The 22,604-nt window shown below is 67.7% G+C and carries 19 protein-coding genes; 10 read left to right on the top strand and 9 right to left on the bottom strand.

Features of this window, described 5'->3' with window-relative positions; genetic code table 11:
• Positions 1-247: 247 nt before the first annotated feature.
• The 6 genes from ALA01S_RS16030 to dnaA all read right to left on the bottom strand — a co-directional run bounded on the left by ALA01S_RS16030 (position 248) and on the right by dnaA (position 8,663).
• Positions 248-766, bottom strand: coding sequence for a hypothetical protein (locus ALA01S_RS16030; RefSeq protein WP_066338034.1), 519 nt, complete (start codon positions 764-766; stop codon positions 248-250).
• Between the two features lie 46 nt (positions 767-812).
• Positions 813-1,640 carry a glycoside hydrolase family 19 protein gene (locus ALA01S_RS16025; protein ID WP_157119042.1) on the bottom strand — a complete coding sequence of 276 codons (828 nt, stop codon included), beginning with the start codon at positions 1,638-1,640 and terminating at the stop codon, positions 813-815.
• A gap of 557 nt (positions 1,641-2,197) precedes the next feature.
• Positions 2,198-3,352 (bottom strand): protein NO VEIN domain-containing protein, encoded by a 1,155-nt coding sequence (locus ALA01S_RS16020; RefSeq protein ID WP_238455829.1) that lies wholly within the window; start codon positions 3,350-3,352, stop codon positions 2,198-2,200.
• A gap of 56 nt (positions 3,353-3,408) precedes the next feature.
• Complete coding sequence (gene gyrB / locus ALA01S_RS16015) at positions 3,409-5,907, bottom strand: DNA topoisomerase (ATP-hydrolyzing) subunit B (protein WP_066338030.1); 2,499 nt, start codon at positions 5,905-5,907, stop codon at positions 3,409-3,411.
• Between the two features lie 92 nt (positions 5,908-5,999).
• Positions 6,000-7,112, bottom strand: a complete 1,113-nt coding sequence (gene dnaN / locus ALA01S_RS16010; RefSeq protein WP_066338029.1) for a DNA polymerase III subunit beta — start codon at positions 7,110-7,112, stop codon at positions 6,000-6,002.
• A gap of 144 nt (positions 7,113-7,256) precedes the next feature.
• Positions 7,257-8,663 (bottom strand): chromosomal replication initiator protein DnaA, encoded by a 1,407-nt coding sequence (dnaA, locus tag ALA01S_RS16005; protein WP_066338028.1) that lies wholly within the window; start codon positions 8,661-8,663, stop codon positions 7,257-7,259.
• 431 nt (positions 8,664-9,094) lie between these two features.
• On the opposite strand from dnaA, the gene rpmH reads away from it, so the two are divergent.
• The 5 genes from rpmH (at position 9,095) to mnmE (ending at position 13,216) form a co-directional block, all read left to right on the top strand.
• A complete protein-coding gene (gene rpmH / locus ALA01S_RS16000) occupies positions 9,095-9,229 on the top strand; it encodes a 50S ribosomal protein L34 (protein WP_005798102.1) in 135 nt (44 codons plus the stop codon).
• 17 nt (positions 9,230-9,246) lie between these two features.
• Entirely contained in the window at positions 9,247-9,672 is a 426-nt protein-coding gene (gene rnpA / locus ALA01S_RS15995) for a ribonuclease P protein component (protein ID WP_238455828.1), read from the top strand.
• Positions 9,673-9,740: 68 nt separating this feature from the next.
• A complete protein-coding gene (yidD, locus tag ALA01S_RS15990) occupies positions 9,741-10,070 on the top strand; it encodes a membrane protein insertion efficiency factor YidD (RefSeq protein ID WP_084267622.1) in 330 nt (109 codons plus the stop codon).
• Complete coding sequence (yidC, locus tag ALA01S_RS15985; protein ID WP_066338023.1) at positions 10,067-11,731, top strand: membrane protein insertase YidC; 1,665 nt, start codon at positions 10,067-10,069, stop codon at positions 11,729-11,731. The genes yidD and yidC overlap by 4 nt, the downstream gene beginning before the upstream one ends.
• Before the next feature lie 78 nt (positions 11,732-11,809).
• On the top strand, positions 11,810-13,216 hold the full coding sequence (mnmE, locus tag ALA01S_RS15980) for a tRNA uridine-5-carboxymethylaminomethyl(34) synthesis GTPase MnmE (protein ID WP_066338022.1): 1,407 nt from the start codon (positions 11,810-11,812) through the stop codon (positions 13,214-13,216).
• 561 nt (positions 13,217-13,777) lie between these two features.
• Here the strand turns inward: mnmE and ALA01S_RS15975 are convergent.
• Positions 13,778-14,389 carry an NUDIX hydrolase gene (locus ALA01S_RS15975; protein WP_238455827.1) on the bottom strand — a complete coding sequence of 204 codons (612 nt, stop codon included), beginning with the start codon at positions 14,387-14,389 and terminating at the stop codon, positions 13,778-13,780.
• 120 nt (positions 14,390-14,509) lie between these two features.
• A complete protein-coding gene (locus tag ALA01S_RS15970; RefSeq protein ID WP_066338049.1) occupies positions 14,510-16,510 on the bottom strand; it encodes a cation:proton antiporter domain-containing protein in 2,001 nt (666 codons plus the stop codon).
• An 85-nt stretch (positions 16,511-16,595) separates the two neighbouring features.
• On the opposite strand from ALA01S_RS15970, the gene ALA01S_RS15965 reads away from it, so the two are divergent.
• The 4 genes from ALA01S_RS15965 to ALA01S_RS15950 are packed head-to-tail and all read left to right on the top strand — an operon-like array spanning position 16,596 to position 19,628.
• On the top strand, positions 16,596-17,582 hold the full coding sequence (locus ALA01S_RS15965; RefSeq protein WP_066338020.1) for a KpsF/GutQ family sugar-phosphate isomerase: 987 nt from the start codon (positions 16,596-16,598) through the stop codon (positions 17,580-17,582).
• A complete protein-coding gene (locus tag ALA01S_RS15960) occupies positions 17,582-18,154 on the top strand; it encodes a KdsC family phosphatase (protein ID WP_066338019.1) in 573 nt (190 codons plus the stop codon). The genes ALA01S_RS15965 and ALA01S_RS15960 overlap by 1 nt, the downstream gene beginning before the upstream one ends.
• A 13-nt stretch (positions 18,155-18,167) precedes the next feature.
• Positions 18,168-18,833 carry an LPS export ABC transporter periplasmic protein LptC gene (lptC, locus tag ALA01S_RS15955; protein ID WP_238455826.1) on the top strand — a complete coding sequence of 222 codons (666 nt, stop codon included), beginning with the start codon at positions 18,168-18,170 and terminating at the stop codon, positions 18,831-18,833.
• A gap of 21 nt (positions 18,834-18,854) precedes the next feature.
• On the top strand, positions 18,855-19,628 hold the full coding sequence (locus ALA01S_RS15950; protein ID WP_066338046.1) for an SDR family oxidoreductase: 774 nt from the start codon (positions 18,855-18,857) through the stop codon (positions 19,626-19,628).
• Between the two features lie 163 nt (positions 19,629-19,791).
• Here ALA01S_RS15950 and rbp read toward each other — a convergent pair whose 3' ends face one another.
• Positions 19,792-20,304 (bottom strand): RNA-binding regulator, encoded by a 513-nt coding sequence (gene rbp / locus ALA01S_RS15945; protein ID WP_066338018.1) that lies wholly within the window; start codon positions 20,302-20,304, stop codon positions 19,792-19,794.
• 414 nt (positions 20,305-20,718) lie between these two features.
• Here rbp and ALA01S_RS15940 point away from each other — a divergent pair, with 414 nt between their 5' ends.
• On the top strand, positions 20,719-22,530 hold the full coding sequence (locus ALA01S_RS15940; RefSeq protein WP_084267620.1) for a GMC family oxidoreductase: 1,812 nt from the start codon (positions 20,719-20,721) through the stop codon (positions 22,528-22,530).
• The last annotated feature ends 74 nt before the right edge of the window (positions 22,531-22,604 follow it).

Raw genomic sequence — 22,604 nt, 5'->3', positions numbered from 1 at the left:
ACTGCCCGCGCCGCCGGGCCCCGTACAGCGTCCACGCCCGGCGGCGGAAGGCGCGGGGGACGTGAAATCTGCACTGGGCCATGGAGCCGCTGGCCGGCCCGGGAACGTTCCCTGGACGCGGCAGTTGAGCGAAGAGTTACGGGCTGAGTTACAGCGCGGTTTCATGCCGGTTTCAAGCCGGTTACAGCGGCTGGCCTGCCGCGGCGTGGCGGCCTTGCGCGCCTCATGCGCATGGCGTTTCCCGGCTTCAGCGCGGCGGTGATGGCGGCGGCGTGAAGGGCTCGTCCTCGCGCGGCAGGCGGGCCTTGTAGACGCGGGCCCAGTTCTCGTCCGGGTCCAGCGCCGGGGTGAGGCAGGCGAGGCTGGCGATGGCCCTCCCCTCCTGGAGCACGGCCACGCCGGCGTGCTCGCCGCCTGGGCCCACGTCGGCCCACAGCGTGTAGGTGTGGGCGTCGCGGTGGAAGCTCACGAAGTCGCCGCTGCCGCCGGCCGAGGCGATGCTGCCGCGGCGAAACAGCGCCTTGGGATGTGCAGGCGTCTCGGGGAAGGCCAGCTCCAGCAGGCCGGGGCGGCCGAAGCGGTAGGCGAGCGTGCCGGCGTGCTCGCTCAAGTCGGCGCTGGCGCACAGCGAAACGAGCTTGCCGCCGCCCACGCCGCAGGAGAAAACGGCCGACTCGCCGGCCTCGCACAGCGACGCGCGCGCACCGGGCGCCGCGGACACGGCCACCGGCGCGGCGCAGCCGGCCACGGCGGCCGTGGCGGCCACCGCGGCTGCCCATGCGGCGCGGCGAGCGAGGGGCAAACCCCGGGGATTACTTGAAGACACTGCGGGCGACCTTGAAATTTTCGCGGCGCGCAGCGTAGCTGTTGGTGTGGAGGTTGACCACCCGGGTGACGGCGTCCACGTCGGCGTCGGTGTCGCCCTGGTCGGCGACCTTGGGCAGGCCGTTGCGCAGCCAGAAGCACACCGCGGAGCGCAGGGTGTCCGGGAACTGCGCCATGGCGTCGGCCTTGGCCGTGAAGTCCGCGCCGGCCGAGCCGTAGACCTTGGCGTACTGGGTGCCGATGGCGTCGTAGTTGTCGCGCCCGGTGACCTGGATGAAGCCGCGGCCGCGGAACCTCCAGCCGTCGCCGCTGGCAATGTCGCCGTTGCCGATGCGGTTGGCGTAGATCTTGTTGGCGATGACTTCCTGGTTGGCGCCCTTGGTGATCCTGCCGCTGGCGTCCTTGGCATAGCCGTCCGCGGCGGCCTCGTCGGCGTGCTGCTTGTAGTAGCTGAAGAGGCTCTTGAGCGCGTCCGGCGAGTAGTTGAGGTTTTCGACGGTGGCCTGCATGGAGGGGCCGGCCTCTTCGCGGATTTGGGCGAAGAAATGGGCCAGGCGCAGCGGCGTGTCGAGCCCGCAGGCAGCCAGGCGGGGGTTGAGGTCGTCGGCGACCTGCTGGACGTAGCTGGCCTGGGCCTTGGGGAAGAGGGCTTGAAGCTGGCTGGCGGTGATGGCCAGCGTGGCCCCGGCCACGGCCGTGCCGCTGCCGGCCATCAAGGCTTGCCGGCGGCCGGCATCGCCGTTCAGGCGCCGCGAGCCGCCACCGCAGCCCTCCATGCCGCCGCTGGCCGGGGCGGATCTCCATTGCTTCGCCATGCGCTTCTCCCTGGACGTGGAGCGGCGAATGTAACAAATTGCGCTCTTTATTGCATCAATTTGTAAGCACAAGACATCCAACGGACTGCTGGAGCACATGAGCACATGGCAAGGTGCCGCGCCGCTTCTTCATGCATGAAATACGCATGGAGAATTTTTCCCGGCATGAAGCATTTTCAGTAAGTGGTGCGCAGTGGAATCCGAGCAATATCAAAGTAATGAATTAATTTCCAAAATAGTAACTTGTTGCGGCAAGATGATCTTTTCCCTTGAACCATCTCAACTAAAAACCCCCACTACTTTACGACTCTCAACTTTCATGTTGCACTGCACCAATGCAATAGACGCGAAGGTGGCCTCTATGAGAAGCGCATATGAAGGAGCTCCCTCAAACAGTGACTGGGAGCAGGCCAGGAAGAGAAGCGAGAAAATTGTATTTGGCACTTGTTTTCTTATTGTCGCCATCAATGCTTTGCTGGTGCTTTTCTTGTGATGCGCGTGATTTGCGTGCAGAAGTCAGAATAAATTCTTACGCAGCGGCGCGCGAACCTTGTTGATCAGCCGAAACTGGCCCGATACGTGGAAGCATCGAGCGCACAATGCCGTTCGATGGGGCCGGCCAATTCAAAGAGCTTTGGCACCTGCTTGAAATCAAACAGGCGGTAAAGCCTGAATTCATCCGGACGGCTGCGCGCGAATTTCAACTCATTGGCCGACACGAAAAACGGCGTGCGCTCGCCAAAGGCCGTGGTTTTCACTTCGATGAATTTCTCGGACCCATCCGTTTCGAACGAAAGAATGTCGTAGCCCAGGCCGTCGCCCTGAGTTTTCGACACATGCTCCACTTTCTCCGCCAGTTGGCCGACGCCCAACTGCACCAGCCGCCAGCGCTCGAAATTCAGGGCGAATTCCTCGCCGGCCTGGCCCAAGGAGCGGTTGTGGGATTCGCGCTCCAGATAGTCGCGCTTGATGGGCGGGCGCGGCTTGTATTCAGCCTTTTCCTCCCTCGCAGCCAACTCGGCTTTCGGCGCGGCGGTGAGGACTTTGGAGAAGTCCTTGACGGGCACCGGCTGCGCCGGCATTTCGACGGCTGAAAGCGCGGCTTGGTCCAATATGCAGTGGCGTATCACCTGCTCGGCCACGATTTCCGTCAGCAGTTTGCGCTGGAAATTCACACGGGGCTTGTAGCCTTTCAAATAGGGGAAGCCCAGCTCCACCATCACGGCGCTGATGTTGGCATGCTTGAATTCGACGGAGCCCTTGGAGCGGCCGGGCAGATGTTTCAGCAGATCGTTGCGGTGCTCGGTTTTGTTGTAGCGCTGCCCCGTCAATTCCGAGGTCAGCATGGAGAGATAATCGGCGACGATCAATTCGACTTCGTACCGGGTCCAATCTTCGCCTGCGTTGGCTGCGCCCATGTGCTTGACAACAAATCCCAGGGAAGTCAGCAGCGGAACAATGGTGGCATCTCCGCCGGAAAAATCCTCTGGCCTGAGCGCTTCAAAATCCGGCGGCAGGTATTTGAACGCTGCACCCACAATGGCTTTTGAATCCGCTTTGATCCCGGTATCAGGATCAACTACGAAATAGTCGCGCGCAGGCCTGAACCCATATTTTCTCAAAAAGGCTTCACGTCCAACTTCAGTGAATTCCTTCAGGGCTGATTGAACGGCAGCCCGGCTGGTGAGACTTGAAAGAAGACTGCGTTTCACTTATCCAATACACCCATGTAAAAACGGCTCCTTTCGGAGCCGTTTCATATCAACCGTCAAGCATCAATATTCGCCGCCCGCAGCGCGTTGGTCTCGATGAAGTCCCGCCGCGGCTCCACCTCGTCCCCCATCAGCATCGTGAACACGCGGTCGGCCTCGATCGCGTCCTCGATCTGCACGCGCAGCAGGCGCCGCACGGTCGGGTCCATGGTGGTTTCCCAGAGCTGTTCGGGGTTCATTTCGCCCAGGCCCTTGTAGCGCTGGCGGCCCACGCTGTTTTCGGCCTGGCCCATCAGCCAGGCCATCGCGGCGCGGAAGTCGGCCACCTTCTGCTCCTTGGCACGGTCGCCCTCGCCGCGCTTGACCACGGCGTCGCCGGAGAGCAGGCCCTTGAAGGTCACGCCCGCCTTGCTCAGCGCCTCGTAGTCGGCGCCGTGGACGAAGTCCTGCGTGATCACGCTGCTCTTCAAGTTGCCGTGGTGGCGGCGGCTGATGCGCAGTTGCTGCTTGTCGGTGCGCTCGTCCACCTCGGCGGACACCTCGGCGTCATGCAGCGCGGCCTTCAGGGCGGCGGCGCTGGCCTCGGCGGCGGCCGGGGTGTCCAGGTCCAGCGTCAGGCCGTCGGCGATGGCGCGCAGGGCCTCGGCGTCCATCCAGTTGGACAGGCGCTCGATCACGTTGCTGGCCTGCACGTAGCTGCGCGCCAGCTCCTCCAGCGCGCTGCCGCTGATGGGCTCGCGGCCTTCGCCCGGGGTGATGGCCGCGCCGTCCAGCGCCACGCGCATCAGGTACACGTCCAGCTCGGCCGCGTCCTTCAGGTACTGCTCCTGCTTGCCGTGCTTGACCTTGTAGAGCGGCGGCTGCGCGATGTAGATGTGCCCGCGCTCCACGAGGTCCGGCATCTGCCGGTAGAAGAAGGTCAGCAGCAGCGTGCGGATGTGGGCGCCGTCCACGTCCGCGTCGGTCATGATGATGATGCGGTGGTAGCGCAGCTTGTCGGGGTTGAAGTCGTCCCCGCCCATGCCCTTGCCAATGCCCGTGCCCAGCGCCGTGATCAGCGTCAGGATCTCGTTGGAGGACAGCAGCTTCTCGTAGCGCGCCCGCTCCACGTTCAGGATCTTGCCGCGCAGCGGCAGGATCGCCTGGAACTTGCGGTCCCGGCCCTGCTTGGCCGAGCCGCCGGCGGAGTCGCCCTCCACGATGTAGATCTCGCACAGCGCCGGGTCTTTTTCCTGGCAGTCCGCGAGCTTGCCGGGCAGGCCCAGGCCGTCGAGCACGCCCTTGCGGCGCGTCATCTCGCGCGCCTTGCGCGCGGCTTCGCGGGCACGGGCGGCTTCGACGATCTTGCCGCACACGATCTTGGCGTCGGTGGGGTTCTCCAGCAGCCAGTCGTTGAGCTTGTTGGCCACGATGTCTTCCACCGGGCCGCGCACTTCGGAGCTGACCAGCTTGTCCTTGGTCTGGCTGGAGAACTTGGGCTCAGGCACCTTGACGCTGATGACGCAGGCCAGGCCCTCGCGCATGTCGTCGCCCGAGATTTCGACCTTGGCCTTCTTGGCCAGCTCGTTGTCCTCGATGTACTTGTTGATCACGCGCGTCATCGCCGCGCGCAGGCCCGTCAAGTGCGTGCCGCCGTCGCGCTGCGGGATGTTGTTGGTGAAGCACAGGACCTGCTCGCTGTAGCCCTCGTTCCACTGCATCGCCACCTCGACGGCGATGTTGGTGGCGTTGTCGCTCATCTTCTCGCCGGTGGCGTGGAAGACGTTGGGGTGCAGCGTGCGCTTGCCGGTGTTGATGAACTCCACGAAGCCGCGCACGCCGCCGGCGTAGGCAAAGTCGTCTTCCTTGGCGTTGCGCTCATCGACGAGCTTGATCTTCACGCCGTTGTTTAGGAAGGAGAGCTCGCGCAGCCGCTTGGCCAGCACGTCGTAGTGAAAGTCGACGTTGTTGAAGATGGTGTCGTCGGGCAGGAAGTGCACCTCGGTGCCGCGCTTCTCCGTCTCGCCGATGATCTTCATGGGGCTGATCTCGAAGCCGTCGCGCACTTCGATCTGCCGGTCCTGCGGCACGCCCTTCTTGAACTCCAGGAAGTGCGTCTTGCCGTCGCGGCGCACCGTCAGGCGCAGCGACTTGGACAGCGCGTTCACGCACGACACGCCCACGCCGTGCAGGCCGCCGGAGACCTTGTAGCTGTTCTGGTTGAACTTGCCGCCGGCGTGCAGCTCGGTGAGCGCGATCTCCGCGGCCGAGCGCTTGGGCTCGTGCTTGTCGTCCATCTTCACGCCCGTGGGGATGCCGCGGCCGTTGTCGATGACGCTGATGGAGTTGTCGGAGTGGATGGTGACGATGATGTCGTCGCAGTAGCCGGCCAGCGCCTCGTCGATGGAGTTGTCCACGACTTCGAACACCAGGTGGTGCAGGCCGGTGCCGTCGGAGGTGTCGCCGATGTACATGCCGGGGCGCTTGCGCACCGCCTCCAGGCCTTCGAGGATCTGGATGCTGCCTTCGCCGTAGCCGCCGTCGCCCTGGGGTTGGGGAGTGTTTTGGTCGCTCATGTGCTTCTTTCGCAAGGCGCGGCGCGTCACTCACGCCGGCCCATAAAAATGCCGAAGCGGGCTCGGGGCCCGCTGTGGTGGTGTGTGCCGCCTCAGATTCGCATGGGCATCACGACGTACTTGAAGTCGTCCCGGTCGGGCAGCGTGATCAGCGCGCTGGCGTTGGCGTCCTGCAGCTCGACCTTGACCATGTCCTGGTCCATGTTCGCCAGCGCGTCCATCAGGTACGTCACGTTGAAGCCGATCTCGATGGTGTCGCCGCCGTAGTCGATTTCCAGCTCCTCCTTGGCCTCTTCCTGCTCGGCGTTGCTGGAGGCGATGCGCAGCAGCCCCGGCTCGATGTTCACGCGCACGCCCTTGAACTTGTCGCTGGTCATGATGGCCGCGCGCTGCAGGCTGGCCAGCAGCGGAGCCCGGCCCAGCGTCACGCTGTTGCGGTGGTTCTTGGGGATGACGCGGTTGTAGTCGGGGAACTTGCCCTCGACCAGCTTGGTGACGAACTCCATGCCCGAGAACGAGAACTTGGCCTGGTTGCCCGCGAAACGCATCTCGATGGCGGCGTCGTCCTTGCCGTCCTTGAGCAGCCGCATCAGCTCCAGCACCGTCTTGCGCGGGAGGATCACTTCCTGCTTAGGAATTTCCTCTTCCAGCGTGGCCTGGGCCAGCGCCAGGCGGTGGCCGTCGGTGGCCACCAGCGTGAGCTTCTTGCCCTCGGCCACGAACAGGATGCCGTTGAGGTAGTAGCGGATGTCGTGCACCGCCATGGCGAAGTGCACCTGGTCGATCAGCCCGCGCAGCGTCTTCTGCGGCACGGAAAACGACGGGCCGTAGTCGGCGGCTTCCTGCACCAGCGGGAAGTCCTCGGCCGGCAGCGTCTGCAGCGTGAAGCGGCTCTTGCCGCCTTGCAGCGTGAGCTTGTTCTGGCTGGCGGACAGGGAGACGATCTGGTCGGCCGGCAGGGTGCGCAGGATGTCGATCAGCTTGCGCGCGCCCACGGTGGTGGCAAAGCTGCCCGCGTCGCCGCCCAAGGTGGCGCTGGTGCGGACCTGGATTTCGAGGTCGCTGGTGGTCAGCTCGATGTCGTCGCCGTTCTTGCGCAGCAGCACGTTGGCGAGGATGGGCAACGTGTGGCGACGCTCCACGATGCCGGAGACCGCCTGCAGCGCCCCCAGCAGTTGTTCCTGGGGAGCCTTCAGAACAATCATGTCGTCCTCTTTGTCGTTTGAACTGGGAAATCCCGTTATTTTCGCCCGGCGCGCAGCGGCTTCAGGCCCACCGCGCAGCACCCGGCGTTAGTTGTCGAAGCGTTTGCAGATGGGGGCAAAACGGCCCGCTGCAACCGTGGCGCCTCAACCCTTGAGCGTCTGCTCCAGCACGTGGAGCTGCTGGTTCAGCTCGGTGTTCTTCTGGCGCTCGCCGCCGATCTTGCGCACGGCGTGCAGCACGGTGGTGTGGTCGCGGCCGCCGAAGAGCTCGCCGATCTCGGGCAGGCTCTTTTGCGTCATTTCCTTGGCCAGGTACATGGCGATCTGGCGCGGGCGGGCGATGCTGGCCGGGCGCTTCTTGGAGTACATGTCGGCGACCTTGATCTTGTAGAAGTCGGCCACCGTCTTCTGGATGTTCTCCACGCCGATCTGGCGGTTCTGGATGGAGAGCAGGTCTTTCAACGCCTCGCGCGCCAGGTTGATGTTGATTTCCTTCTGGCTGAAGCGCGAGTAGGCCAGCACCTTGCGCAGCGCGCCTTCGAGCTCGCGCACGTTGGCACGCACGTTCTTGGCGATGAAGAAGGCCACGTCCTCGGGCATGGCGGTGCCCTCGGCGTCGGACTTCTTCATGAGGATGGCCACGCGCATCTCCAGCTCCGGCGGCTCGATGGCCACCGTCAGGCCGGCGTCGAAGCGGCTGGTGAGGCGCTCGTCGATGTCCACCAGCCCTTTCGGGTAGGTGTCGCTGGTCATGATGATGTGCGCGCGCTTGGCCAGCAGCGCCTCGAAGGCGTTGAAGAACTCCTCCTGCGTGCGCTCCTTGCCGGCGAAGAACTGCACGTCGTCGATGAGCAGCAGGTCCAGCGAGTGGTACTTGGCCTTGAGCTCGTCGAAGGTCTTGCGCTGGTAGTTCTTCACCACGTCGGTGATGAACTGCTCGGCGTGCAGGTACAGGATGCGGGCCTCGGGGTTGTCCTTGAGCAGCGCGTTGCCCACGGCGTGGATCAGGTGCGTCTTGCCCAGTCCCACGCCGCCGTAGATGAACAGCGGGTTGTACATGTGGCCGGGGGCGCCGGCCACGTGCAGCGCGGCGGTGCGCGCCATCTGGTTGGCGCGGCCGGGCACGAGGGTGTCAAACGTCAGCGCCGGGTTGAGGCGGTTGAGCGCGCCTTGCGCCGGCGCGAGCCGCGCGGGGGCGGCCACGGGGGTGGGCGTGCTGGGCGCGTGCGGCGTGCCGTTGAAGAGGTCGGCGGTGCTGGTGCTGCGCGGGGCAGGGCGCTCGATGGGGGCGGCGGGGCGGGCGGCCAGGGTCAGCTCCAGGCGCACGGACTTGCCGGCCACGTCGGAGAGCACCTGCTCGATGCGGGCGGCGTACTGCGAACGTATCCAGTCGAGCTTGAAGCGGTTGGGCACGCGCAGGCTCACCACGGCCGTATCCCCCTCCTCGGCCACGTCGGCCGGCGGCAGGGGACGGATCCAGGTGTTGAACTGCTGTTCGGGCAACTCGGCTGCAAGACGCGCGCAGCCCTGTTGCCAGAGGTCGTTGCTCATTGTGGAAAACTCTTTCATGAGCGGCGGGATTGTACGGGTCCGCCGCGGTGCGAGGCGGTGGTTATCCACAGATCGGCTCAAGTCGTCAACAGGGGATGTTGCTCGCCACGTTGACCGTGCGCCTCGCTTCTGCTGTAATCGCGGGTTTCCCGGATGCGCGAGATTTCGGGTGCGGCCTTGCGTCCACCCGAGCCCATCGAGCCTTTGCGCCGGGCCCGCGCGGCGGAGAACTAACTCCTGCTTCACGCACTTGCTCCAGGACAAACCTGGGCCAAGTCCAGTGCGGGCACGGGCCGCAACAGCCGATACCCTTGCGCGCCGTCGCGACGCGGCCGCCTTGTGCAGAACTTTCCAAGAACTGCACGGGCTTCCGGGAGCGACCCTGACCCGGGCCCCTTCCCGAGAACACTGCCGAGGATTTCGCCATGGCCATGAAACGTACCTACCAGCCTTCCAAGACCCGCCGCGCCCGTACCCACGGTTTCCTGGTGCGCATGAAGACCCGCGGCGGCCGCGCCGTCATCAACGCCCGCCGCGCCAAGGGCCGCAAGCGCCTGGCCGTCTGAGCGCGGACCAGCGCACGGTGATCGGCCGCCTCACCAGCGCGGCCGACTTCCAGCGCGTGCTGCAGACCCGGCAGCTCTCGCGCAGCCCGCTTTTCGCGGTGCACCATCTGCGCCAGCGCCCCGGCCCTGCACCCGCGGCGGCCGAGTTGTCAACAGCCCAGGGCGACATGCCCAAGGCCCCTGTGGATGACTTGGTTGCCGGCTGGTGGCTGGGACTGGTGGTGCCCAAGCGCCACGCCCGCCGTGCCGTCACGCGCAGCCTCATCAAGCGCCAGATGCGAGAAGCCCTGCGGCGCCATCAACAGCACCTGCCTCCGGGGCAGTGGGTGCTGCGCTTGCGCGCGCCCATAGACCTCAAGCGCTTCCCCTCCGCAGCCTCCGACGCGCTGCGCGTCCAAGTACGCGCGGAGATGGAGCAACTGCTGGGCCGCATCCGGCCCTGAACGGCGCGCGCCGCCGTTTCGCGCCCACCGCAGCCGCCAGCCGCACCTTCACGCCTGAGCAAGACGCCATGGCCGCGCCCCTCGCCCAACTGCCGCAGCGACTGCTCATCGGCCTGGTGCGCGGCTACCGGCTGCTGCTGAGCCCCTGGCTGGGCAGCGCCTGCCGCTTCGAGCCCACCTGCTCGGCCTACGCGCTGCAAGCGCTGGAGCGCCACGGCGCCGCCGCCGGCGCCTACATGACCACCGCCCGCCTCCTGCGCTGCCACCCCTGGTGCGCCGGTGGCCACGACCCCGTGCCGGCACAGCCGCCGCGCCTGTTCACGCGGCTGCTGCGCACGCCGGCGACGGCCTCGATGCCGTCGTCCGCCGATTCCCTTCCGACCCGGAAATCTCCATGACCGATATACGCCGCACCCTGCTGTGGGTGGTGTTCACGATGTCGCTCGTCCTCCTGTGGGACGCGTGGAACAAGCACAACGGCCAGCCCTCGTTCTTCGGCCCGCGCACCACCGCCACGGCCCCGGCCGCGGGCGCCGGCTCGGCCCCGCCGGCCAGCGTGCCCGCACCCGCCGCCACGGCCACGGCCGCCGCGCCGGGCGCCGCCCCGGTGGCGGCCGCAGCCGCACCGGCCGCGGCCGAGAACGTGACCATCACCACCGACGTGGTCAAGGCCACGCTCAGCAGCTTGGGCGGCGACCTCGTGCGCCTGGAGCTGCTCACGCAAGCGGACGACCACGACCCGAACAAGCGCGTCGTCCTGTTCGACCGCAGCGCCGAGCGCACCTACCTGGCCCAGACCGGCCTGGTCTCGGCCACCGGCGCGCCACTGCCCACCCACCTCACGCCCATGACGGTGGCCCCGGGCGCGCGTGAGCTCAAGGACGGCAACGAGCTGCAGGTTCGCTTCGAGTCCGCCGAGGTCAATGGTGTGCAGCTGGTCAAGACCTACACCTTCCGCCGCGGCGAGTACACGGTGGGCGTGCGCCACGAGGTCATCAACCGCTCCGCCGCTCCCGTGGCGCCGCAGCTCTACCTGCAACTGGTGCGCGACAACAAGGCGCTGCCCGGCGGCTCGTCGTTCTACTCGACCTTCACCGGCCCGGCCGTCTACACCGACACCAAGAAGTACCAGAAGGTGGACTTCAAGGACCTCGCCAAGGGCACGGCCGATTTCGAGAAGCGCGCCGACAGCGGCTGGGTCGCCATGGTCCAGCACTACTACGCCTCGGCCTGGCTGGTGAACCAGCCGCAGCCGCGCGAGTTCCGCAGCGCCAAGCTCGCCGAGGACCTGTACTCCATCGCCATGGTGCTGCCGCTGGGCGAAGTCGCCCCCGGCGCCACCAAGGCCCAGGACACGCAGCTCTTCGCCGGCCCGCAGGAGGAAAAGCGCCTGGAAGCCATCGCCCCGGGCCTGGAGCTGGTCAAGGACTACGGCTACTTCGCCATCCTGTCCAAGCCGCTGTTCTGGCTGCTGGACAAGCTGCACAGCGTGCTGAAGAACTGGGGCTGGTCCATCATCGCCCTGGTCGTCCTGCTCAAGATCGCCTTCTACTGGCTCAACGCCAACGCCTACAAGTCGATGGCGAAGATGAAGGCGGTCAACCCGCGGGTGCAGGAACTGCGCGAGCGCTACAAGAGCGACCCGCAGAAGATGCAGACCGAGATGATGCGCATCTACCGCGAGGAGAAGGTCAACCCGCTGGGCGGCTGCCTGCCCATCTTCATCCAGATGCCCTTCTTCATCGCCCTGTACTGGGTGCTGCTGAGCTCGGTGGAGATGCGCAACGCGCCCTGGCTGGGCTGGATCACCGACCTCTCGGCCAAGGACCCGTTCTACATCCTGCCGCTGCTGATGACGGCCTCCACGCTGCTGCAGACCTGGCTGAACCCCACGCCACCGGACCCCACGCAGGCCAAGATGATGTGGATCATGCCGCTGGTGTTCTCGGTGATGTTCTTCACCTTCCCGGCCGGCCTGGTGCTGTACTGGCTGACCAACAACCTGCTGTCCATCGCGCAGCAGTACGTGATCAACAAGCGATTGGGCGTGACCAAGTAAGGCCTCCAGCCTTCACGCCCTGACTCCGACGCCCCGCCCACCGCGGGGCGTTTTCTTTGGCGCTCCACAATCCGAACCATGCTTGCCCGCCACCAGGACCCCATCGTCGCCATCGCCACCGCGCCCGGGCGCGGCGCCGTGGGCATCGTCCGCGTCTCCGGCCGCGGCCTCGCGCCCCTGGCCGAGACGCTCTGCGGCCGCGCGCTGAAGCCGCGCCACGCCGCCTACGGCCCTTTCCTGGCCGAGGACGGCCAGCCCATCGACCAGGGCCTGGCCCTGTTCTTCCCCGGCCCCCAGTCCTACACCGGCGAGGACGTGCTGGAGCTGCAGGCGCACGGCGGCCCCGTGCTGCTGCAACTGCTGCTGGCGCGCTGCCTGCAAGTGGCCGCCGGGCCCGGTGCCGACGGCCGCGCCCTGCTGCCGCGGCTGCGCCTGGCCGAGCCGGGCGAGTTCACCGAGCGGGCCTTCCTCAACGGCAAGCTGGACCTGGCCCAGGCCGAGGCCGTGGCCGACCTCATAGACGCCAGCACCGAGGCCGCGGCGCGCTCGGCGGGCCGGTCCCTGAGCGGCGCCTTCTCCGTGGAGATCGAGACGCTGCGCGAGCGGGTTGTAAAGCTGCGCATGCTGGTGGAGGCGACGCTGGACTTCCCGGAGGAGGAGATCGACTTCCTGCAGCAGGCCGACGCGCGCGGGCAGCTCACGCGCATCACCGCCACGCTGGACGGCGTGCTGGACCGCGCGCGCCAGGGTGCGCTGCTGCGCGAGGGCATCAAGGTGGTGCTGGCCGGTCAGCCCAACGTGGGCAAGAGCTCCCTGCTCAACGCGCTGGCGGGGGCGGAGCTGGCCATCGTCACGCCGATTGCGGGCACCACACGCGACCGGGTGCGCGAGACGATACAGATCCAGGGCGTGCCGCTGCACGTCATAGACACCGCCGGCCTGCGCGAGGAGCACGCCGACGAGGTGGAGCGCATAGGCATAGAGCGCAGCTGGCAGGCCATCCAGGAGGCCGACGCGGTGATCTTCCTGCACGACCTCTCCCGCCTGGGCGAGGCGGACTACGACGCGGCGGAGGCCCAGATCGCCCAGCGCCTGGGGCTGGACAGCGCCCAAGCCGGCGCCGAGCGCGTGCTGCACGTCTACAACAAGGCCGACCTGGGCAGCGCGCCCGCCGGCAGCCTCGCCCTGTGCGCCAAGAGCGGGCAGGGCCTGGACGCCCTGCGCGCCGCCTTGCTGGAGCGCGCGGGCTGGCACGCGAGCCCGGAAGGGGTCTTCATCGCCCGCACACGCCACGTGCAGGCGCTGCGCCGCACGCGCGAGCACCTGGAGTACGCCGCGGCGCACATCGACTCGCCGCAACCGCCGCTGGACCTCTTCGCCGAGGAGCTGCGCCTGGCGCACAACGCGTTGGGCGAGATCACGGGCGCCTTCTCCGCCGACGATTTACTCGGCGAAATCTTCAGCCGCTTCTGTATCGGCAAGTGACGTGGCTGCGGCGCCACGGCAGGGCCTCCTGGCCCGGGCGCCGAACGGCCTCGTCACCGTGAAATCCTTCACGAGCTTTCCTGGCCCGCCTTGCGCGGGCTTTTTTGTGTCCAGTTGAGCTTGAGGGCGGAAACCAACTCCGAATTTTCTACGGATTATTCACATTCAAAGTAGTAATTCACACGTTCTCAACAGCCTTTTGTTGGTGGTTAGTTCTTCCAATACCCTGTAAAACGAGAATTCATGCGGTTTTCGTCTTGCGCAGTTGCCTTGTTCTGGTGAGCTTGAAGGGAACGTTGATTTCTCTTTCCTGATGAATGAAATTTGAATTGGTGGTCGTGGTAGAGGCTCCCCCCTTTCTGTGGATAACCTGTTTATTCCCTGAGTTGTCAACCGCTTGCGGCGAGCACAAGCCTGTGTGTTGAACAGCGCCTTGGCGCATGCCGCCGATACAACAACTTGGGGCGATGCCATGGGGCTTGTGGACAAGCGAAAGTTGTCCACGCGACTGTCCACAGCCTTGTTCATTTGGGTGCGGCACCGCCTGGGGCGGACCGGTGGTCAGCCGGCCGATCCCAGCAGCTGCAGCAGCGGCGCGTCGCTGGGGTGGGTGAGGAAGTCGTCCAGCCGCGCGCGCGGCACCAGGTGCACGGCCTGGGATTCCCAGCACATGGCGCCGGGGTGGCCGGCGATGCGGCGGGCGAGGTAGTAGCGGGTGAGCGTCTGGGTGCGGCGGCAATCGGCCAGGAAACCGTGGAGTTGCACCAGCAACCCGGCTTCCTCCAGCGCCTCCTTCACCGCCGTGGCGCGCAGCGACAAGCCCGGATCGACGCGGCCCTTGGGCAGCGTGCAGGCGTAGCCGCCGTACGCGTTGCTGGGCGCCACCAGCCAGAGGCGGCCATCGCTTTCCTCAATGGCCACGCCGGCGGCGGCTTGCAAGGTGGACACGGCGGGGTAGGGCGGCTCGTCGAAGGCGGGCGAGGCGGCGGCCAGCGCTTCCCAGCCGGCCGCGTCGGTGGGCAGTGCCGTGGCGGGCGCCAGCGGCACGCCGTTGAGCAGCGCCGGCAGCGGGCCGTCGGGGACGGCGGTGGCAATGGCCTGCGCGTCCAGCCAGGTGGCCAGCGGCGTGGGCGCGCTGGGGTGGTGCAGCGGCACGGGCCTGCCGTCTTCCATGGGGCGGGGATGAAAAACCGGGGCAGGGGGCATGGCGGGCGGCATTGTTGGGGACGGCAACGGATGCGGCTACCGGCAAGGCCGGCGCCCGCAGGGCGCGCGAGCGGCTGGCCGTGCGCGTCAGCCGCGCAGCAGCTTGTCCTCGGCCAGGGCCAGGGCTTCCGGCATGCCGGAAAGCACCAGCGTGTCGCCGGAGTGCAGGACGATGGCGTCGTTGGCGGGCACCACCTGGCCGGCGGCGCGGCGGATGGAGAGCGTGCGCACGCCCAGCGCGTGCAGCGCCAGGTCGCCCAGGGTCTGGTCCAGGCTGGCGGCGGCCGCGGGCAGGTTGACCGTGGCCAGCCGCGCCTGCTGGCGCTCCTCCAGCGTCTGGTCGTCGTCGGCGCCGTGGAAGAAGCCGCGCAGCAGGCCGTAGCGCGCATCGCGCGCGTCGCGCGTGAGGCGGATGACGCGGCGCACGGGCACGCCCACCAGCGCCAGCGCGTGGCTGGCCAGCATGAGGGAGCCTTCCAGCGACTCCGGCACCACCTCGGTGGCGCCGGCGGCGCGCAGCGTTTCCAGGTCGCTGTCGTCCACCGTGCGCACCACCACCGGCACGTGCGGCGCGTGCTCGTGCACGAGGCTCAAGACCCGCAGCGCCGAGGGCGTGTCGTGGTAGCTCACCACCACGGCGCTGGCGCGGGCCAGGCCCGCGGCCATGAGGCTGCGCAGCCGCGCCGCGTCGCCAAAGACCACGCTCTGGCCGGCGGCCGCGGCCTGGCGCACGCGGTCGGGGTCCAGGTCCAGCGCCATGTAGGGGATGTGCTCGGCCTCCAGCAGCCGCGCCAGCGTCTGCCCGCTGCGCCCGTAGCCGCAGATGATCACGTGCGCCTCGTTGCGCATGGACTTCTTGGCGATGGTGGTCAGCTGCACCGACTGCATCATCCAGTCCGTGGCGGAGAGCCGCATCACGATGCGGTCGGCATGCATGATCACGAAGGGCGTCACCAGCATGGACAGCACCATGCTGGCCAGCACCGGGCTCACCCACTTGGGATCGATCAGCCCGTGCTCCGTGCTCAGCGTCAGCAGCACGAAGCCGAACTCGCCCGCCTGCGCCAGGTACAGGCCCGTGCGCAGCGCCACGCCGGGCGGTGCGCGGAAGACGCGCGCCAGCCCCGCCACCAGGACGAACTTGGCCAGCAGCGGCAGCGTGGACAGCAGCAGCACCAGCGGCCACTGGGTGAGCATGGGGCGGCCGTCGAGCTTCATGCCTATCGTGATGAAGAACAGGCCCAGCAGCACGTCGTGGAAGGGGCGGATGTCCGTCTCCACCTGGTGCTTGTATTCGGTCTCGGCGATGAGCATGCCCGCCACGAAGGCGCCCAGCGCCAGCGACAGCCCGGCGTGCTCGGTGAGCCAGGCCAGGCCCAGCGTCACCAGCAGCAGGTTCAGGACGAAGAGCTCCTCGCTCTTGCGCCGTGCCACCAGCGTGAGCCACCAGCGCATGAGCTTCTGGCCGCCCGACAGCAGCAGCCCAAGCAGCGCCGCCGCCTTGAGCAGCGCCAAGCCCAGCGAGCGCCACAGCTCGCCGCCGCTGTCGCCCAGCGCCGGGATGAGCACCAGCAGCGGCACCACGGCCAAGTCCTGGAACAGCAGGATGCCCAGCACCCGGCGCCCGTGCTCGCTCTCCAGCTCCAGCCGCTCGGCCATGAGCTTCACGACGATGGCGGTGCTGGACATGGCGATGGCGCCGCCCAGCGCCACCGCGCCTTGCCACGACAGCTCCCAGGCCTGCGCCGTGAACGAGAAGGCGAACAGCAGCAGGAAATGGCCCAGCACGGCGCCGACCATGGTCAGCACCACCTGCGACATCCCCAGGCCGAACACCAGGGTGCGCATGCTGCGCAGCTTGGGCAGGTTGAATTCCAGGCCGATGGCGAACATCAGGAAGACCACGCCGAACTCGGCCAGGTACTTCACGCCCGCGCTGTCCTTGGCCAGGGCCAGGGCGTTGGGCCCAATGAGCACGCCCACGGCCAGGTAGCCCAGCATGGGCGGCAGCTTCATGGAGCGGCACAGCACCACGCCGAGCACGGCGGCGACGAGATAGAGAAGGACGACTTCGAGAGTGGAGGCCATGGACAGCAACGGGAGACGGCGGCACGGCGCGCAAGCACAAGCGGCCTGCCACCTAGAATCCCGCACTCTATCGGACCCCCCGCAAGTGAAAGCCCTGGACAACCAACGCGCGCTGGCCCTGGCCGCGCAGACCTTCGACATCGAGGCGCGCGCGCTGCTGGCGCTCAAGGAGCGCGTGCAGCGCGACGATGCCTTTGCCCGCGCCGCGCGCCTGATGCTGGACTGCCGCGGCCGCGTGGTGGTGATGGGCATGGGCAAGAGTGGCCACGTGGGCCGCAAGATCGCCGCCACCCTGGCCTCCACCGGCACGCCGGCCATGTTCGTCCACCCGGCCGAGGCCAGCCACGGCGACTTGGGCATGGTCACGGCCAGCGACGTGGTGCTGGCCATCTCCAACTCCGGCGAGAGCGACGAGTTCAACGTCATCCTGCCCGTGCTCAAGCGGCTGCTGGTGCCGCTGGTGGCGCTCACCGGGCGGGCCGGCTCCACGCTGGCGCGCTTTGCCGACGTGGTGCTGGACAGCGGCGTGGAGCTCGAAGCCTGCCCGCTCAACCTGGCCCCCACGGCCAGCACCACGGCGCAAATGGCCTACGGCGACGCGCTGGCCGTGGCGCTGCTGGACGCGCGCGGCTTCAAGGAGGCGGACTTCGCCCGCTCCCACCCCGGCGGCGCGCTGGGCCGCAAGCTGCTCGTCCTGGTGAGCGACCTCATGCGCAGCGGCGACGCCGTGCCGCGCGTTGGGCCGCAGGCCGACTTCAACACCCTGCTGCGCGAGATGACGGGCAAGGGCCTGGGCTTCACCGCCGTGACCGATGAGCACGGCGGCATCCTGGGCATCTTCACCGACGGCGACCTGCGCCGCCTCATAGAGCGCGGCGCCGAGCTGCGCGCGCTCACCGCGGCCGACGTCATGCATGGGAATCCCAAGCGCGTGCGCGAGGACGCCCTGGCCGTGGAAGCCGCCGACCTGATGGAGCAGCACCGCGTCACCAGCGTGCTGGTGGTGGACGCCGGCGGCCGCCTGGCCGGCGCGCTCAACAGCAACGATCTGATGCGGGCCAAGGTCATCTGATGCAGCCCGCACTCACTTTCGCGCCTGAGCTGCTGCTCAAGGCCCAGGGCCCGGGGCTGGGCATGCGCGTGGCCATCTTCGACGTGGACGGCGTGCTCACCGACGGCAGCCTCTACATCGGCGAGTCCGGCGAGACGTTCAAGGCCTTCAGCGTGCTGGACGGGCAGGGGCTCAAGCTGCTGGCGCAGGGCGGCATCGTCCCGGTGGTCATCACCGGGCGCGACTCGGCGGCCGTGCGCCGCCGTGTGGCCGACCTGGGGCTGCAGCACGCGCACTACGGCGTCAAGGACAAGCTGGCGGTGGCGCAGCAACTGCTCGACGGCCTGGGCGTGGGCTGGGACGAGCTGGCCGTCATGGGCGACGACTGGCCGGACCTGCCGCTGCTGGCGCGTGCGGGCTTTGCCTGCGCGCCGGCCAATGCCCATGCCGAGGCGCGCGCGCGGGCGCATCACGTCACGGCCGCGCGCGGCGGCGAGGGTGCGGCGCGGGAGTTCTGCGACCTGCTGCTGGTGGCCAGCGGCCGCTACGCGGCGCTGCTGGACGGCCATCTCACCACGCTGGACGCGCGCTGAAGGGTCGCCGAACGTGCTGGCACTGGACGACGATCCGCTGAGCCTTCCCACGCCGCCGGCGCGCCCGGCCGTGCGCATGCCCTGGCCGCTGCGCCTGCGCGAGTGCGTGCTGGGCTACCTGCCGCTGCTGCTCATGGCGCTGCTGGCGCTGGCCACCTGGTGGCTGGTCAAGAGCACGCCCAACGCACCGGAGCCCGGCAGCGAAGCGGCCGTTCGGCACGTGCCGGACTACACCATGCAGGGCTTCAAAACGCAGCGCTTCACGCCGCAGGGGGCGCTGCAGGTGCAGATCGAGGGCACGCAGATGCGCCACTACCCGGACAACGACACGTTCGAGGTGGACGAGGTGCGCATCCGCTCCTTGGGCGAGGACGGCACCGTGATGCGTGCCACGGCGCGCCGCGCCCTGAGCAACGGCAAGGGCACGCAGGTGCAGCTCATGGGCAACGCGGTGGTGGTGCGCGAGGCGCTGGACGGCCAGCCGCCGCTGGAAATCCGCAGCGAGCTGCTGACCTTCTTTACCGAGACCAAGCGCGTGGTCACCGACCAGCCCGTGCAGGTCCTGCAGGGCAGCAATGACATGCGCGCCGCCGGCGTGGACTACGACCACCGCAGCGGCCTGGCGCAGCTCACAGGACCGATGCGCGCCCGGCTGGACCCGCCGGCCCGCCGGCGCTGAAGAGCCAACATCCGTGTGTCCGTGAGCCGGCTCGTTCTCGTCACAGGGGCTTCCAGCGGCATTGGACAGGCGCTGGCGGCGCATGCGCTGGAGGCGGGTGACCGGGTCGTCCTGGTGGCCCGCCGCGTGGAGCTGTTGCGGGCCTGGGCCGAGAGCCTGCCGCAGGCGCGCGGGCGTATCGCCCTCTATGGCACGGACGTGCGCGACACGCGGGCCATGGCCGAGATGGGACGCGCCTGCATCGCGGCGCACGGGGTGCCGGACGTGGTCATCGCCAACGCCGGCATCAGCGTGGGCATGGACAGCGCCGATTTTGAGGATCTGCAGGTGCTGCAGGACACCTTGGAGATCAACGTGCTGGGCCTGGCGGCGACATTTCACCCCTTCATCGCCGCCATGCGCGAGCGCCGTGCCGGCACGCTGGTGGGCATGGGCAGCGTGGCGGCCCTACGCGGGCTGCCCGGCCACGGTGCCTACTGCGCCAGCAAGGCCGCGGCGGTGGCGTACTGCGAAAGCTTGCGTGGCGAGTGCCGCCCGCACGGCGTGCGCGTGCTCACCGTCAGCCCGGGTTATGTGGACACGCCGCTGACGCAGGGCAATCCCTACCCCATGCCGTTTCTGATGACGCCTGAGGCCTTTGCCGCCAGCGCCTGGCGTGCCATCAACGCGGGCGACAGCTACCGTGTCATTCCCTGGCCGATGGCGCTGGTGGCCAAGCTGCTGCGGCTGCTGCCCAACGCGCTGTTCGACCGCCTCTTCGCCGGCCGGCCGCGCAAGCCGCGGCGGGCGCAGTAGCGCTTTCACGCACAAACCTTCAGCACCCTGTGCGGACGGCGCAGCCCTGCCGTCGGCGTGCACGAAACAGCATGGCGAAAAGCAAAAGGGCGCTGGTGTTTCCACCAGCGCCCTTGGGCTGAAGGCCGATCCGAGAGAGGACCGGCCTGCAATTCAACCGGGATCAGTAGCCGCTGCTGCCGCCACCGTAGCCACCGCGGCCACCGCCGCCGTAGCCGCCACGGCCACCGCCGCCGCCGCCACCGTAGGGGCTGCGGCCACCGCCGCCACCACCGCCGCCGTAGCCGCCACGGCTACCGCCGCCGCCACCGTAGCCACCACCGCCGCCGCCGCCGCCGTAGCCACCGCCGCCACCACCGTAGCTGCCGCCACCGCCGCCGCCGAAGCCGCCACGGCCACCGCCGCCGCCGAAGCCACCCGGGCGCTCTTCACGCGGACGGGCTTCATTGACGACGATCGCCCGGCCTTCCAGGGCTTGACCATTCATGCCGTTGATGGCGGCTTGCGCCTCGGCATCCGAGCCCATTTCGACAAAGCCGAAGCCCTTCGAACGGCCGGTTTCACGGTCCATCATGACCTTTGCGGAGGTCACAGCACCGAATTGAGAGAACGCCTCGTGCAACGAATCATCACGGACGCTGTAGGCCAAGTTGCCTACATACAGCTTATTTCCCATGGGGAAGCCCCTTTCCAATCACTCACTCAATACCATGTGGAGCTTCAACCCATCGTGAACCACTCAACCGAAGGCGCCGCATCCAGACACAGGCGAACCATTATCAAGGAATCTTTTCGCGCCACACGCCCTGCGGAAGTTAAATGTTGTATTGCGGGTTGAGTGAAAACCCGTAGCAGCCTCGGGAGACCCTCAATAGCTCTAGCCCCGGCGCTCCAAAAACGACAGGTAGCGAGAGCAACTCACCCTTGATCGCCCGCGGCAAAAAAGCCAAAAAATCCTTTGTCCACGGCCTTCCCATCGCTGTTGAGCCAATTTTCCTACGCCTACCGGATTCCTGTTTCAGTGCACGGAAACAAGGCATGCTCCTTCTCGGCGCACTAAACGCGCGCCGGGTTTCCATCAATAAAAATCATGAGCGGCGAGACAAGCTCCCTCTACGACTACATCGTCGTGGGCGCCGGTACGGCCGGCTGCCTGCTGGCCAACCGGCTCAGTGCCGACCCCGCACGGCGCGTGCTGCTGGTGGAGGCGGGCGGACGCGACAACTACCTGTGGATCCACATCCCCGTGGGCTACCTCTACTGCATAGGCAACCCGCGCACGGACTGGCTTTTCCACACCGAGGCCGACCCTGGGCTCAACGGTCGCCGGCTGCGCTACCCGCGCGGCAAGGTACTGGGCGGCTGCTCCAGCATCAACGGGATGATCTACATGCGCGGCCAGGCCCGCGACTACGCCCAATGGGCGCAGGACTGCGGCGACTCGGCCTGGGCCTGGGAGCAGTGCCTGCCCTACTTCCTGCGCCACGAGGATCACTGGCGCGGCGCCGACGACATGCACGCCGCGCCGGGACTGGACTCCAGCGGCGCGCGCGCAGGCGGCGAGTGGCGCGTGGAGCGTCAGCGGCTGCGCTGGGACATCCTGGATGCCTTCGCACGGGCGGCGCAGCAGGCCGGTATCCCGGCCACGGCGGATTTCAACCGCGGCAATAACGAAGGTGTGGGCTATTTCGAGGTCAACCAGCGTGGCGGTGTGCGCTGGAACGCGGCCAAAGCTTTCCTGAAGCCGGCACGGCGCCGCCCCAACCTGCACGTGCAGACCGGCGCCACCGTCACGCACGTGCTGCTGGAGCGCGATGGCGACGGCGTGCAGCGCGCCACCGGTATTGAGATGCGGCTGGGCGGTGGCAGTGCGCCGCTGCGCGTGCGCGCCGCGCGTGAAGTGGTGCTTTGCAGCGGCGCCATTGGCACGCCGGCACTGCTGCAGCACTCCGGCATAGGTCCGGCGCCGCTGCTGCACGGTCTGGGTCTGGAGGTGCGTCACGAACTGCCTGGCGTGGGCGGCAACCTGCAGGACCACTTGCAGATCCGCGCCGTGTTCAAGGTGCGTGGCGTGCGCACGCTCAACACGCTGGCCGGCTCGCTCGCGGGCAAGGCGCGCATCGGCCTGGAATACCTGCTCAAGCGCAGCGGCCCAATGAGCATGGCGCCCTCGCAGTTGGGCGCCTTCACGCGCTCGGACCCGTCGCAGCCCTGGCCGGACCTGCAGTACCACGTGCAGCCGCTGTCGCTGGACGCCTTCGGCGAGCCGCTGCACGCATTCGATGCCTTCACCGCCAGCGTCTGCAACCTCAATCCCAGCTCGCGCGGTCACGTGCATATCGTCTCCACCGACCCTGCGCAGGCGCCCTCCATTCGCGCCAACTACCTCAGCACCGAGCGGGACCGCCGCATCGCCGCCGAGTCGCTGCGCCTGACGCGGCGCATCGTCGGCATGCCGGCGCTGGCGCCCCATGCGCCGCAGGAGTTCCGCCCCGGCGTGCAGTTCCAGAGCGACGAGGAGCTTGCGCGCCTGGCCGGCGACATAGGCACCACCATCTTCCACCCCGTGGGCACCTGCCGCATGGGACGCGTCGACGACGCAATGGCGGTGGTCGACAGCCGGCTGCGCCTGCGCGGCATGCGCGGACTGCGCGTGGCCGATGCCAGCGTGATGCCCATCATCACCAGCGGCAACACCAACTCGCCCACGCTCATGATTGCCGAGCGCGCCGCGCAATGGATACGTGATGCGACGTCTGACGACACAGCGAATCGGGTAAATACCGATGTTGGCATCACAGGCAATGATTACAGTGCACCCACTCGCAGCAGCGCCGCCCCCTTGGCAGGCGCTGTCTGGACGGAGGCCGAGGAGACTTTTCAGAACGACTCAATCAAGTGAGCGAAGCGCCGCCCGGAAGGCGGCCCGCTGTCACAATTCAAAGGCGCCGGTTCATCCGGCGCCTTTTTTTCGTC

Source organism: Azohydromonas lata NBRC 102462, from assembly GCF_001571085.1.
Taxonomy (GTDB): domain Bacteria; phylum Pseudomonadota; class Gammaproteobacteria; order Burkholderiales; family Burkholderiaceae_C; genus Azohydromonas; species Azohydromonas lata.
This window is presented reverse-complemented; position numbering and strand designations above follow the sequence as displayed.